This window comes from Levilactobacillus tongjiangensis, assembly GCF_003946345.1.
GTDB classification, from domain to species: domain Bacteria; phylum Bacillota; class Bacilli; order Lactobacillales; family Lactobacillaceae; genus Levilactobacillus; species Levilactobacillus tongjiangensis.
In genome coordinates this window covers 115136-129224 of sequence record NZ_RHNY01000001.1, presented here as the reverse complement: position 1 = coordinate 129224, position 14089 = coordinate 115136, and the positions used below count along the sequence as shown (strand labels likewise).

Here is a 14089-nt window from a genome sequence, read left to right as displayed (position 1 = left end):
GTAACAACTCCCTGATAGTATTAAGCATGTTGAAACGAAGCGCGAAACACAAAATACTAAATCTAATTTGAAAAAGGGAGTTTGTTTACATTTATGAAGACGACGTTTACTAACATTTTATTATCCGTGATGGCCGCTGTAGCATTTGCAATTGCAGGTATCGCCATTACCCAACCAACTGACGCATCCGCAGCTACCATGTCATACGACAAGATCCACAAGGTTGCTAAAGCCCAATTAGGTAAGCCTTACGGTTGGGGTTCAACTGGTCCTTCCCGTTTTGATTGCTCTGGCCTTACTAGTTACGTTTACAAGAAGGGTGCTTCTAAGAAGATCCCTCGTACCGCCCAAGCACAATACAACAAGTTCAAGCACGTGACTTACAAGAACATCAAGAAGGGTGACCTGGTCTTCTTCGGTGGTTCCAAGCATTCTATCTCTCACGTTGGTCTGTACGTTGGTAAGGGTAAGATGATTGATTCACAAAACCGCGGTGTTGTGACTGAAGCCGTTCACGCCCCATGGTGGCACGCTGTAGGTTACGCCCGTGTCGGTAACGTTGAATAGTCACTGATTCACAAAAAGATTAAAACAGTTCCTGATCCTCATAAATGAAATAAACTGTGTCCCCCGTCGTACGTCGCGACGGGGGATTTTTGGGTCAAGAGTGTTACGAAGGGCGGTTAGACAGCGAGCATTAACGTGATTAAGTGAATGACCCTGGGTTTGGGTCGTTTACTTAATCGGGTTAAGCGCAACTGTCTGCCCGGTAGTAACACGTTTCTGAAGTTGCCAGGCCACAACAGTTCGGCGAGAAACTCTCTAACGCCCCAGCTCAACCCCAGCGCCACAAAAAATAGCGCCAGGACATCCCCACATCCCAGCACTACCATCTAAACCAGCATCTTCAATTAGCTCCAAGAATCCAACCAATAATCCCCAGAATCGGAATAATCGTCCACCAATTCTTTGATAGAAATTCCCAACCATTCATCTGTGACTGATGATTAGTTTGTTGCGTCCCCAAGTTATCGGTTCTGAAGGACGTTTCCGTGGTTTTCTCACCACCAACTAATTCATTCAAATCAACCTGCAACAAATTGGCGAGTTTGACCAACGTGTCAATGTCCGGCGACGTTTCCCCCTGTTCCCACTTAGAAATAGACTGGCGTGACACAAACAGTTGTCCGGCCAATTGTTCCTGTGAAAGGTTTTGCTGGCGCCGAATTTTAACCAGCTGCTGTCTAAATACATTCTCCATCTGCTCATCCCCTATAATTTAATTCGAGTATAATGACTCACCCCTAATCCCGTCTAGCAATCAAAACTGCCACCCCGCACTTTGCCCGGGCTAGTTGCGCCCGTCACGGTTGCCAAGGTGGTTGCAAACGCTGATACAACGCTGTTTCTTTTGAATTATCTAAACGATACGAGAAAGGCCGTTAATACCGAAACTCACGGTACTAACGGCCTTTTTGGTGATTTATAAACAATCAATTTCACTTAAATTAGTTGGCTTACTGACCAAAATCAATGAATATGCCAGTTAATCACAGCAATGACAACCTCGTATTACATCAGTAAACAGTTCAGTTATGTTCACCCAACCCACAAGTGTAGCCGCAGGTCGTCAGGGCTGGTGTTGGCAGTGAAAGTGGCGTTAGCTCGGTGCATTTCCGAGGTTACGCCACGGGACGAGCTTGGAAACTCGGCGAACTTCCGAGGTTTCAAGTCGAGCCGGAAGCCCGTACTTTGGCTGCAGGCGGTCCCCACAGCCAGCACCAGCCCTGACGGCCGGAGGCGACCAAAACCATACAGGTTATTTCTGAACAGCAGGATGAGCGACAAACCACTCAGTCATATCGTCAATCCGTTGAATCCGCAGGCTAGGCAACCCACTCCGTGAAATCCCATGGAAACTCTGCGGGTACCGCAAAAAGTCTGCATCCACGCCGTTGCGTTTGATAGCTGTAAAGAATTCCTCTGACTGGCTGATCGGACAACGCATGTCCCACTCACCGTGAAGCAACCGAATCGGCGTTGTCACGTTCTGCGCGTAAGCTAATGGTGACTGCTTCCAGTAAGACTCTAGGCCACCTTTGGCAAAGAGATCGACACCCAGTTCTTCCGGATTAAAGTAAAAACCAATGTCACTAATACCAAACAAGCTGATCCAATTAGTCACGGCTCGTTGGGCAACCGCTGCGGCAAACCGCTTGGTGTGACCCACAGCCCAGGTCGTCATGAACCCACCATAGGAGCCACCAGCAATGTACTGCCGGCTAGCATCTAACTGTGGGAACCGTTGCAAAGCAACATCTAACCCCTTCATGACATCGTCGTAATCATTTTCTCCATAGTGACCGTTTACGTCGTCCTCAAATGCTTGCCCATAACTGGTTGACCCCCGGGGATTGAAGAAGACGACCCCGAACCCACGACTCGCGTGTACCTGAAATTCATAGAAGAACGTTTCGCCATAGTTGGCGTGTGGACCGCCATGAACGTATAGCAACACTGGTTCCTTTGCCGCCTGCGTTTGGGCCGGTAAGTACCAGCCTTCCAAGGGCTGACCATCATCCGATTCAAAATCAAACCGTTGTGCGTGGGCAAACTCATGGGTGTCCTCATAAGCTGCGTTCGGATCGTATAATACGCGTTCTTCACCCGTCTTGACGGACAGTCGCAAGAGTTCACTCGGCTTATCCTGATAGGACACAGCGGCAACGATGTGCTGAGCATCGACCACGTCAAAGTCCACGATTTGACGTGCAGTGTCGTCAATTAAATGCAGGTCGGTCGCATTCGCCACGTAAAGTTGGGAACGCCCGTGAAAGGCAGCGGCAAATACCACGTCCTCATCGGTCAGCCACCGAACTAATTTACCACTAGGATGTTGCACGAAGTCGCCAGCAAAGTCTGGCACCAAATCAGCGTCTAATTCAGCGGTACGGTTAACTAATTCCCCGCTCTCCCGGTTGACTAGGTAAAGGTTCGCCACGGTATGACGGCCAAAGGAACCGTCGTCACCCACTAAAGCCACCCGTCGGCCATCTGGCGATAACGTGGCGTCTGAGAAACGGGCCTTAGGCAGCGTGGTGGTCAAATCGACCGTCTCTCCCGTTTGAACATCTAACACACTGACGCCCCGGGAAAAGTCCGTATCATCCGCTGGTCGATCATCAACTAAATAGGAAACGTAACGACCGTCAGCACTCACCGAGGTCAGGTCGAAATCGTGACCCTGTTGAAAAATTTCTTCAACGACGCCGGTGCTCGGTTGATAGCGGCGTAATCGGTACACCACGTCCAAAGGGAGCCACCCATAGCCGTCAGCCTTGTTGATCAAATTCTCAACGTGCCGGGGCTGCGGAAACGCTTCGGTATTTGGTAACTTAGGCCGTTCCGCCGTCTGCGTGGTCTTGAAGAAAATGCTGGTACCATCCGCAGCGGCGATCACCGTGTTGACGGCCTCATTGGGCGTACTTGTCGTAACGGCCGTTGGTTCGCCACCGGTCACCGGTACCCGAAAGAGCTGTGCCTTGGCCTGGTCCACGATAGCAGTGTAGTATAGGCTCTCACCGGCAACGGTGGGTTGTAGGTTCAACCGGCCATTAACCGCCACATCCTGCGTACCACCAGTAACACTGAGTCGTTTAATTTGAGAAACATACCCATTACTAGCTTGATCGACACCATTTTCCACGAAAAATACCTGACCGTCGCTGGCTAATGGTTGAGACAGCGCTACTAACTTGAACAAGTCTTGCGCGCTAACACTCTTGGACATACACATCGCTCCTATTTTTTTCTCATTATTTTCTCATCTAATAGTAAGTTTCATGTTAGCCCAGCGCTTGGATGATGTCAATTACCAATCCTTACCGTTCCCACACCATTTTCACCAAAAAACTGCTACACTGAGGCTAAGTCAATCATAATAGGAGTGATTCTTCATGAAAATTGCGATTGCTGGCGCGGGTGCCATGGGTAGCCGCTTCGGCGTTAAGCTACAGCAGGCAGGCAACCAAGTCACCTTGATCGATAACTGGCAGGAACACGTGGACGTCATCAACCGGGACGGTCTGACCATCACCACGGACGGTCAGGGCGACCAGGTCATCCCCATGACGGCCAAACGCCCGGCCGAGGTCACTGAACAGTTCGACCTCGTCATCCTCTTCACCAAAGCCATGCAGATGGATGCCATGCTACAACAGCTCAATGGTATCTTGGACAACCAGCCGGCCGTCTTGACCCTGGCCAACGGAATCGGCAACGTAGAGACCATCGAACGCCACGTCCCTAAGGAACAGATTGTTGTCGGAACCACCGTTTGGTCTTCCGGCTTAGCTGGCCCCGGCCACATTACGGTCACTGGCACTGGGAGTATTTCGCTCCAGGCTGTCGTTCCCGATAAGTTCCCGAACCTACCTGGATTGATCGACACCCTCAATGCCGCAGGACTACACGCAAGTGAAGCTGCCAACGTGATGGCCGCCATTTGGAAAAAGGCGGGCCTCAACAGTGTGTTGAACACCTACTGCACCCTCTTTGACTGCAATATTGGTGAATTTGGGGCGCTACCTAACTGGCGCGAACTCAATGACCGGGTTCTCAACGAATTCCAAGCCGTCGCTAACGCCGCCAAGATCCAATTCAGCGTGGCCGACGTCACCGACCTCATTGCCGCCCAATTCTCACCAGAAACCAACGGTGGCCACTACCCATCCATGCATCAGGACATGGCTAAGCACCGGCCGACCGAAATTGATTTCTTAAACGGTTATGTAGCTAAATTGGGGACTAAATTAGGCGTTGCGGCTCCTAACAATGCCCTGTTAGCCCAACTTATTCACAGTCAAGAAGCTTTGCGCGGTATCTAACGTAAAATTCAGAGCACCACGCTCTGTGGTTTTACTACTATATGTAGAAAAACGTCAAATTTTCACACCATATCTAGTTGTAATTTAGGGTCATTCATCGTAACATAGTGATAGACGAATTTTTACCGACCACTAAGATCATGATTGAGATAGGTCCGGCAAACCTAGGAGGGCTAGAGACGATGGACGTTTTAAGAAGATCACAGACCACGATGCACCCAGGCGGCCTGACCGTGGAGAACGTTGCGGGAGAACACAGTCCGTTCGACCCCCGGAAGATTCACGAATCACTCACAGACCTCACGAACGACCCGACAGTCGTTCATCGAGTTGAGAGCTTGATTGTTGCCCAATTAGCGGGCTTTGACGTGGTCGCAACGGGTACGATCGATGCAACAGTTGCGGAGACCTTAGAACAGTTAGGCTACGCCAATATGGCGCAAAATTATCGCAAGCAACAACGTGTCTAACCACAGAATGTGTGATTAACGTTAATATGTAAAAGAAAGCGGTCGAGAGAATTCTCGACCGCTTTCTTTTACCTACTAAATTGATTGTGCACCATTGATAATTATTTCAATAAAAAACCGACCAGCACTCCCCCGAGAACTGATCGATTCGTGTTATGAACTTAGTTGTGATTCCAAGTGGTGTAATTCTGCAGTCCGCACATCACGTGGCAAGAACCGCCGAATTTCTTCTTCGTTGTAGCCAACTTCCAGGCGCTTGTCATCAAAGATGATTGGACGCTTGATTAAGTCAGGGTACTTCACAACTAGATCGACCAACTGACTAACTGATAAGTTATCCAGGTCAACGTGTAGTTGCTTAAATACATTCGACCGGGTAGAGATGATGTCTTCACTCCCATTTTCGGTTAAGCGAAGAATCTGCTTGACTTCGGAAGCATTCAACGGCTTGGACTTGATATTCCGTTCTCTGAACGCAATGTCGTGCTCCTTAAGCCATGCTCGTGCCTTCCGGCTGGATGCGCTACTTGGTGCAATGTACAAATTAATCATATTCAGCACTTCCTTATCGTTGGATTGAGTAACGATAGAAAAAAACAAACGACTTAGCTCGGTTCCCCCAAAATAATTCGCTGAACCATCTAGTAGAACCAACTTATATGTTATCACAACTGAATGAATAATCAACCCTTTTTGGAAACTTTCTAAATAACAGTCAACATTTTTTAGTGAGTTGGTTGTTATCATCAACCAGTTATCCGAATATAAATTTGTTTGTGATTGGAAACGCCAACGTCTCATGTAGCAATCTTTTGCGTTATCACAAAGTTTTTAAACTGAATCAATTATCTGCTGATAACTTTCTTGTGTTTGTCACAGACCCTTCCAGGCGTTCCCTTTTTACCATTTTGAATAAATATCCATATACAATGTTTTAATATTCATTCACTGAAACTCACTAACTTGATCAACCTACCTTCCCAACCAACCCGATTATTTAACCACTCAAAACTTTTTCGAGTTTCGAGTGATTCTCCCCCAATTTGGTAGCCATTAGCGTAAAATTGGGGACAGCAATTATTCTCACACTTGGGAGGGATTCACTTGGAAATCTTCTATGCCATCGTGTTGCTAGTTCTCGCAACCATTGTGGCCAATACGATTTATCCATATTTTCCACTGATACCAAAAGCGTTCTACCAAATCTTTGCCGGTGCCATCTTGTCACTGGTTCCCCTGTATCATCATTTTATTCTTGAGCCCGAAGTATTCATGCTCATCATCATTGCGCCACTTATGTTCTATGACGGCCAAAATGCCAACGCTAAGGAACTCCGGCGAAACCTAGGATCCATCTTATCGATGGCCGTGGTCCTGGCCATCCTGACCGTCATCTTAATGGGCTACGTCAGCCATGCCATGCTGGTGGGGATCCCACTGGCTTTGGCCTTTGCCCTGGCCGCTATTGTAACGCCTACTGATGCCGTCGCCGTCTCATCGATCACCAGCAACATGGCCGTCCCCGAGCGGGTCATGGGCATGCTGGAACGTGAGTCGCTCTTCAACGACGCTTCCGGTTTGGTGGCCTTCAGTCTGGCCCTAACCGCCTTCACCACCGGAAAATTCTCAGTTGGCGGTGGGGTCAAGCACTTTCTGGTCGTCTTCTTAGGTGGGCTCCTCATTGGCCTCATTCTGGGAATCGTGGCCGTCTGGGCCCGGGTCTATCTAGTCCAGAGTGGGAAAGATTCTTCCAGTGTAATTGTTCCCTACGATGTGACGATACCCTTTCTCATCTATTTGGCAGCGGAACATCTCGGACTTTCGGGAATTCTGGCCGTGGTCGCTGCTGGGTTGATCTACAGTATTTCTAACAACCAACTGCGGCTGTCTAGTACCGAGTTACAGCTGGTTTCACGGTCAACCTGGCGCATTTTAACGAGCATCCTAAATGGGTTCGTGTTTGTGCTCTTGGGTGTCTCGTTGCCAACGGTCTGGGTAAATATTCAGCAAGACCATACTAAATCATTATCGGCCTTCGTTTTGTTGGCCATTATCCTTTACCTCGTAATGTTAGCCCTGCGCTACGTCTGGATTCGTTTAGACTGGGCATTGATTCAGTCTGAACCCAAAGAACGCCGCCAAAATGCCGTAATTGGGGCCCTTTCTGGGGTCCACGGAACCATTACTTTGGCCATGGCCTTTTCACTGCCCTTAACGTTGAACGGTCACGCCTTTCCGTACCGTAATACCATGATCTTTGTCGCAGCCATCGTCATTATCTTGAGTCTCTTAGTGCCGACGATAATTCTGCCATTTATCCTTCCCAAGAAAACCCTACCGGTCGACCCCGACACCGCCTTCAAGGAACGCCGGTCGCTGGTAGCCTACGCGACAGAACGCCTAGTTCAAGAAAATCCCGATTATCCCGCAGAAACACAAGAAGTCGTCGAAATTTTAAATAGCCAGGTAACTTCTCAGCGACCCGACCGTAAGAAGTTGCAGGTTATTCTGAATCAAGCCACCCAAATCGAAGCTGAAACGGTCCAACAGCGCTCTGACGATGGCACGATTCCAGCTAGTTTTGCGAACCGCTACGTGAGGATCTTAGTTTTCAAGTCCCAGATGAGCAGTAACAATCCTTTCGTCAATGGGACGCTCTGGATTCGCTTTGTTTGGCACCGACTGGAGCACGGTTTCTCGCGCAGATGGCACCGTAACAAGCGTATCGCCAAGCAGCGGAAGCGTCTCGCTGCTCAGCCCCACTCAGAGGAACAACAACGGCTGGCTGAACAACGCATCGCCCAGGAACAAAAGCGACCCCGAGGCCGTCAATCTCGGAGTAGCCGTATCGACCGGGAACGCCGGGAAAACTTCCTCAAAATTGAAGCCGACATCTACAACGCCGTGATTCAATTCTTAACGGCTGAGGCCAATATCGACAACCAGACCGAGGTCAACGTGGTACGTAATTACTACAACGCGCGCCACCGTCGCTTCAAGTCTCAGGAAAACGGCGACCAGCAAAACGAATTGTTCATCCAAGCCTTCCAGTACGAATACACTTATATTCGACAACAACGGCGTACGAACGCCCTGTCCTCCGAGTTGGCAGATGAACTTTATCAACAAGTTTCAACCGATCAGATGCTCTATATGCAAGAAATTGCGGACACTAACTAAAACGCAAGATATGCGTCACATTTTCTTCACAATTTCTTGCTAAACTGGTCTCATAACTTACGAATAATCAAACGAATAAGTTACAATTTTACTCCTCCAAAGTAAAAAATAATGGGCGGCTCTGTTACGGCAACCGACCCACTCCAAACGTGATTTACGTTTTTATCATTCAGCGACGACGCAGACAATCAAGGTCTGGCCGTCGTTTTTTTATGCTTTCGTTTCGATTGCCGCCTCCGGTCGTCAGGGTGGGCAGCTGCTGTGGGGACCGCCTTCGGCCTGTGAAGCGGTCCTCCGGCTCGACTTGAAGCTTCGCACAGCCCACGAATCTTCAAGCTCGTCCCGTGGCCTAGACTCGGTCAACCCACCGAGTTAACGCCACCGACACAGCTACTACCCACCCTGACGACCTCCGGCTATATTGGTTCTAAAAAAAGACGGTCGACCTTGGATGTGCTGACGGGAACGTATACGGCCAAGCACAATCATCTTAGCTTATAGTTTGAAATAAACATCATGCATCTATACTTCGAAACTATACACAATAACACGCCATTTAGCTTACCTTCTGCTAAACATTGATAACAATACATAATTAGACAAATGACCAAAAAGACACAACGTTACTCACTAACCTACATTTATTCTCACAACTTCACTAACCACGGGAGATAACACGCGGCTTATTTTTTTCGACTAGTGTAGCCGGAGGTTGCCAGGGGGTGGCATCTAAAACTAACAACAACCATAAGCCAAAAGGAGCGTTAATCATCCCACCCCTACACCATTTTGTTAGAAAAAATCTCATAATTTAACGTTTTTTGCCATCGTAAATTTACACTCATGCCAAACTAGCTTATAATTTCCTTAACACGTTAAAGATTTGGCGTCTTTTCGCGAACGGTCCGCCAGCAGCCGGCTATGGTTTCATGGCCAGCTAGCGACCGAATTGGAGGGTGACATCAATGAAGCTGACAATTTTATCGACAAGTGATACCCACGGGTACGTCTTCCCCACGAACTATGTAAAAAAGGGAAGCAATCAGGGATTCGGCCTGGCCCGTGCGGCCACGGTCATCGCCCGCGAGCAAGCCGCCGCCAAGTCAGAAGGCCCGGTGGTGACCATTGAGAACGGCGATTTTCTAGAGGGATCTCCCCTGGCCTATTACGTTGCCCGGGTAGAACCCGAACGGGACCCACAACCCCTAATGAATATTTACAATCAAATCGACTATGACTGCGGAATCTTAGGCAATCATGAGTTTAATTACGGCCAAAAATACTTACAGACCGCTATTCGAGATGCCAAGCGCACAATTCTTTGTGCCAACATCTTAGATGCCAATGGGGAGCCTGAATACGGGCAGCCCTACAAAATCATCGAAAAAGATGGCGTTAAGATCGGCGTCCTCGGCCTCACGACGCAAGCCGTCTATAAATGGGAAAAGGCCACCAACATTGATGGTCTTCAATTTGAGTCGGCCTTCATCGCCGCTAAGAAATACGTCCCCATCATCCGAGAACAAGCCGACGTGGTCATTGTCTGCTATCACGGGGGCTTTGAACGCGATTTAACGACTGGTGAGCCCAATGACATTCACGTAGGTGAAAACGAAGCCTACCACATCTTAGAAGCCATTCCCGGCATCGATGCGTTAGTCACTGGTCACCAACATCGGCAGTTGGCTACCGACGTCTTTGATATTCCCACGACCCAACCCGGCTTCCGAGGACAGGCTATTGGTAAAATCACGTTGGACCTCGACCGCAACGAAGATGGTCAGTTCTCAGTGACCAGTCACCAAACGGACCTCGTCCTCACGAAGGACGCCCCCTTAGACGAACACGTCTTGACCGCAGCCCACGACCTCAACAATCAGGTCACACACTGGCTCGATCAACCGCTGGGCCACATTCAGGGCGATATGACCTTCACCGATCCCTTCGATGCCCGAGTCAACGAGACGCCATACATCGAATTCATTCAAAAAGTTCAAATGGCCACGATGGGGGCTGACATTTCCGCGACCGCGCTGTTCAGCAATGAAGCTCGTGGCTTCGAAAATCCCATCACCATGCGGAACATCATGACTAACTACGTTTATCCCAATGGCCTCTCCCTTTTGAAAATTACCGGAGCCGACCTGAAGGATGCCTTGGAAGTCAGTGCCCGCTACTTCGCCGTTAAGAATGGCCAGATTGCTGTCAATCCCGCCTTCGTTCACCCTAAGAAGCGCCAATACAACTACGATATGTATGAAGGCATCGATTACCGGCTGAACGTCGCCAAGCCATTCGGCGAACGAGTTGAGCATCTGACCTATCACGGGAAGCCCGTGACCCCTGATCAACCACTCCACATTGTCTTGAACCAATACCGAGCAGTTGGCGGCGGCCACTACGGCATGTTTAGTGCCGATAAAATCATCGCTGAGAGTCAAGGAGCCATGAGCGAAATCATCGCCGACTACCTGCAAGAACATCCCGTCATCGATGCCACCGCCAACCACAACTTCAGTGTGGTCAACGATCCTCACGCATAATATTATTCGCTACATAAATTTCATCTGTGATGAGCAACCGTTCCTGGCTGTTCATCACTTTTTTTGTAAAGAAGCGCGTGCGACATAAGGCGGTCGGCACACAAAAAGGGTTTGAGACTTCTGTCCCAAACCCTTACGATCTCTAAATTTAACTAGCTGAAACGAATCTTACCAGGCAATTAACACGACTTAACTCGCGTTAGCGGCCTTTTTCTTTTTCTTCTTCTTTTTCTTCTTTTCATCGCCAACGTACTCAACCGCCGTCGCCGTCCGAATCGTGGTGACCTTGATCTTACCAGGATATGTCAACTTTTCTTCGACCTGTTGGGCCACTTCCTTGGTTAGGTTAGCTGCCGCCGTGTCATCCAACTCTTGCGGCTTAACAATGATCCGCAGTTCACGACCCGCTTGAATGGCGTAACTTTCCGAGACACCCTTTTGCTCATTGGCAATCTGTTCAAGCGCCCGTAACCGGTTGATGTAGTCTTCAACGGATTCACTCCGCGCACCCGGACGAGCACCCGAAATCGCATCTGCTGCGGCCACCAAATCAGAAATCGGCGACGTCTTTTCAATGTCCCCATGGTGCGCTGCAATGGCATTGATCACCACGGCATCTTCACCATATTTCTGGGCAAATTCCGTCCCAATTTCCACGTGGGTGCCCTCAACTTCGTGGTCGATAGCCTTCCCCAAGTCATGGAGTAAGCCGGCCCGCCGCGCAAGTCGGGTGTTATACCCTAGTCGTGCGGCCATGGCCCCCGTTAACTGGGCCACTTCGATCGAATGCAAAAGCACATTTTGACCATAACTGGTCCGGTACTTGAGCCGCCCAATCAGTTTCATCAAATCGGGGTGCATCCAACCAACGTGCAACAGGCTCACGGTTTGTTCACCCGTTTCCCACAAGCTGTGGTTCACATCACGCTGGGCATTTTCTACCTGCGTTTCAATCTGATTGGCTGAAATTCGCCGGCTGGCAACCAAGTTCGTCAAAGCGACCCGCGCCACTTCTCGGCGAATAGGGTCATGGGTACTGATAAACAGGGTCGAGTTATCATCCGGCACAAAAATTAAATCCGTCCCGGTCAAGGTCTCGAGCAATCGAATATGTTGCCCCTCACGACCAATGATTTTACTGCGAATTTCACCATTAGGTACGGTGACCGTGTGTTCCAAGTGTTCCTTAGGCAAGTCTTGCGGCCCGCTCTCGGTCGCCGACAAAACGACGTCCTTGGCCCACTTTTCAGCGTTAGCCACGGCGTTATCGTTTAAGGCCTTTACCTCAATGTCGCGGTCCCGTTTCAAAGCAAACTCAGCACTCTGCACTACCGTGTTCTGAGCCTGTTGGGCATCCATACCAGCCCGTTCGGCCAACGTTTCGTCCCGTTTCGTGCTCAGTTCTTCCGCTTGATCACGTAAGACGTGAATCCCTTGACGCTGTTCACGATTCGCCTGTGACCGTTCATCCAGCATAGCTGTCTGATCGTCTAAGCGGATTGTGACCTGACTCATCAATTGTTCCCGTTGCTTGCGGCGTTGTTCACGCACCGCAATGTCACTCTGTTGTTCGGTCAATTCATCTTTAACTGATTGCTGATAGGCCAAGGTTTCCCGGCGACTATCTGTGCGAATCTTCTCCACACGCTGCTGGGCCTCTTTGGTTGCTTGGGCAATAATTGTCCGCGCTTGCGCCTGTACCGCCAGAAGTTCCTGCCGGTGCTTATGCTGACGCACCAAGTAGCCGAGCACCAGCCCAATCAGCAAGAGACCGATAATTACTCCTGTGATTAACAATATGCTGTGCTCCTTAGTTTTCAATCCCGACTGTTTCTCGGGCTAGTTTCATCCTATTCTTGTTAATTATACGCTATTTGGCCCCGCAACCCAACTATTCAAATGGTCGGCCGCTGCTGAGCAACTGGTAAGAATAGCCAAAGCAACAGAAAGGCCTTAATTAGCGTCGCTACCCACAACACACCCAGGGTAAACTGATTGGCCAACCAGGCGCCGACCCCACAGCCCAGCAAGAAAATTCCTAGGACCAGCACGACTTGCATTTGGCGATGACGGGCGGCTTTATCGCCGCCGATCCACGCCTGATAACTACTGATGGCGAGACTCTTGGTATTCCCCGTCATAACACCATTATTTAGGGCAATCCCCCCCACCTGACGAAAGATGGTGAGTTCGTAACCAGCCAAAATACCCAGCAGAAAAATTAGCCACATTCCTGGAATCACGGTTTGCAGGCTGGACAAGACCAGGTACGCCACCACGTTCAACAGCATCAACCACCGCATTTGCCGACGATTATTCCCACGATTGAAGTGTTCGCTTAACGCCTGGGCACCGAAACAGCCCAGAAAATAACCGATCCAGACAGGTACGTTGACCCAAGCCACAGACCACCCGTGCGTCACCAGTTTCACCATGAAGACAATGAGGTTACCAGTTTGGGCGCTGACAAAGACGGACCCGTGGTTCAGGAACGTATCGGCATCAACCATCCCCATCACTAGGGTGGCCCCTAACGTCAGGATGGTCTCGGTCATCGGTCTAAATTGATGCGATGGTTCGTCAGCCATCAACTCACTCCTTCTGGTTTAATGTGATTTCGTAATTGCCGCCTTACCGGTCACAGGAGCTGGGCTGGAACGGTGCCGACACAACTTCAAGCCTTGAAAATCATAAGTCTTGAAGCTTGGTCTTCTGCTAAGCCGTAAACGACTAAGCAGAACGAGGCGCCTGAGCCCAGCTCCTGTGACCTCACGGCTAAGATTGGCCATCACCATCTAGTGGTAATCGTAAATCCACTACTTGGCGCAGACTAATAACGTTCATTTCCGCCGAAGTATCATTACGACTGCAAACGCTGAATCCTAGCCGAATCAATGCCAATCGCCGATTATATTTCCGGCAACTTACTTAAGCAGTATTCAATCTCAATTCAGTTTACCTGATTACTAGCAATTCACAGCGAATTATAGCTTCACCGCCGATGTAACCG

At 49.5% G+C, this 14089-nt stretch carries 10 protein-coding genes; 5 read left to right on the top strand and 5 right to left on the bottom strand.

Annotated features, from left to right (window positions below; genetic code table 11):
* Positions 1 to 93: 93 nt before the first annotated feature.
* A complete protein-coding gene (locus EKM75_RS00540) occupies positions 94 to 567 on the top strand; it encodes a C40 family peptidase (protein WP_125682512.1) in 474 nt (157 codons plus the stop codon).
* Between the two features lie 340 nt (positions 568 to 907).
* Here the strand turns inward: EKM75_RS00540 and EKM75_RS00535 are convergent, their stop codons facing one another.
* Both EKM75_RS00535 and EKM75_RS00530 read right to left on the bottom strand, forming a co-directional pair.
* Positions 908 to 1261 (bottom strand): helix-turn-helix domain-containing protein, encoded by a 354-nt coding sequence (locus tag EKM75_RS00535; RefSeq protein ID WP_125691123.1) that lies wholly within the window; start codon positions 1259 to 1261, stop codon positions 908 to 910.
* Positions 1262 to 1819: 558 nt separating this feature from the next.
* On the bottom strand, positions 1820 to 3790 hold the full coding sequence (locus EKM75_RS00530) for a S9 family peptidase (protein ID WP_125691121.1): 1971 nt from the start codon (positions 3788 to 3790) through the stop codon (positions 1820 to 1822).
* 166 nt (positions 3791 to 3956) lie between these two features.
* Between EKM75_RS00530 and EKM75_RS00525 the strand changes: the two genes are divergently transcribed.
* Both EKM75_RS00525 and EKM75_RS00520 read left to right on the top strand, forming a co-directional pair.
* On the top strand, positions 3957 to 4886 hold the full coding sequence (locus EKM75_RS00525; RefSeq protein WP_125691119.1) for a ketopantoate reductase family protein: 930 nt from the start codon (positions 3957 to 3959) through the stop codon (positions 4884 to 4886).
* A gap of 182 nt (positions 4887 to 5068) precedes the next feature.
* A complete protein-coding gene (locus EKM75_RS00520; protein ID WP_125682504.1) occupies positions 5069 to 5356 on the top strand; it encodes an EAL domain-containing protein in 288 nt (95 codons plus the stop codon).
* Positions 5357 to 5509: 153 nt separating this feature from the next.
* On the opposite strand, the gene spx is transcribed toward EKM75_RS00520, so the two are convergent.
* Positions 5510 to 5908, bottom strand: a complete 399-nt coding sequence (spx, locus tag EKM75_RS00515) for a transcriptional regulator Spx (protein WP_125682502.1) — start codon at positions 5906 to 5908, stop codon at positions 5510 to 5512.
* A gap of 552 nt (positions 5909 to 6460) precedes the next feature.
* Here spx and EKM75_RS00510 point away from each other — a divergent pair.
* Together EKM75_RS00510 and EKM75_RS00505 are read left to right on the top strand one after the other, a co-directional pair.
* Positions 6461 to 8536 (top strand): cation:proton antiporter, encoded by a 2076-nt coding sequence (locus tag EKM75_RS00510; RefSeq protein ID WP_125691117.1) that lies wholly within the window; start codon positions 6461 to 6463, stop codon positions 8534 to 8536.
* Positions 8537 to 9501: 965 nt separating this feature from the next.
* Positions 9502 to 11079, top strand: a complete 1578-nt coding sequence (locus EKM75_RS00505; protein ID WP_125691115.1) for a bifunctional metallophosphatase/5'-nucleotidase — start codon at positions 9502 to 9504, stop codon at positions 11077 to 11079.
* A gap of 189 nt (positions 11080 to 11268) precedes the next feature.
* Here the strand turns inward: EKM75_RS00505 and rny are convergent, their stop codons facing one another.
* Positions 11269 to 12876: a ribonuclease Y gene (rny, locus tag EKM75_RS00500; RefSeq protein WP_125691113.1), complete on the bottom strand. Its 1608-nt coding sequence runs from the start codon at positions 12874 to 12876 to the stop codon at positions 11269 to 11271.
* 98 nt (positions 12877 to 12974) lie between these two features.
* Positions 12975 to 13667: a YoaK family protein gene (locus EKM75_RS00495; protein ID WP_125691111.1), complete on the bottom strand. Its 693-nt coding sequence runs from the start codon at positions 13665 to 13667 to the stop codon at positions 12975 to 12977.
* Positions 13668 to 14089 lie beyond the last annotated feature (422 nt).

Coding starts and splice junctions, on each gene's coding strand:
- EKM75_RS00535 (WP_125691123.1), bottom strand. CDS start 1,261: ATGGAGAATGTATTTAGACAGCAGCTGGTTAAAATTCGGCGCCAGCAA.
- EKM75_RS00505 (WP_125691115.1), top strand. CDS start 9,502: ATGAAGCTGACAATTTTATCGACAAGTGATACCCACGGGTACGTCTTC.
- EKM75_RS00530 (WP_125691121.1), bottom strand. CDS start 3,790: ATGTCCAAGAGTGTTAGCGCGCAAGACTTGTTCAAGTTAGTAGCGCTG.
- EKM75_RS00520 (WP_125682504.1), top strand. CDS start 5,069: ATGGACGTTTTAAGAAGATCACAGACCACGATGCACCCAGGCGGCCTG.
- EKM75_RS00525 (WP_125691119.1), top strand. CDS start 3,957: ATGAAAATTGCGATTGCTGGCGCGGGTGCCATGGGTAGCCGCTTCGGC.
- spx (WP_125682502.1), bottom strand. CDS start 5,908: ATGATTAATTTGTACATTGCACCAAGTAGCGCATCCAGCCGGAAGGCA.
- EKM75_RS00540 (WP_125682512.1), top strand. CDS start 94: ATGAAGACGACGTTTACTAACATTTTATTATCCGTGATGGCCGCTGTA.
- EKM75_RS00495 (WP_125691111.1), bottom strand. CDS start 13,667: ATGGCTGACGAACCATCGCATCAATTTAGACCGATGACCGAGACCATC.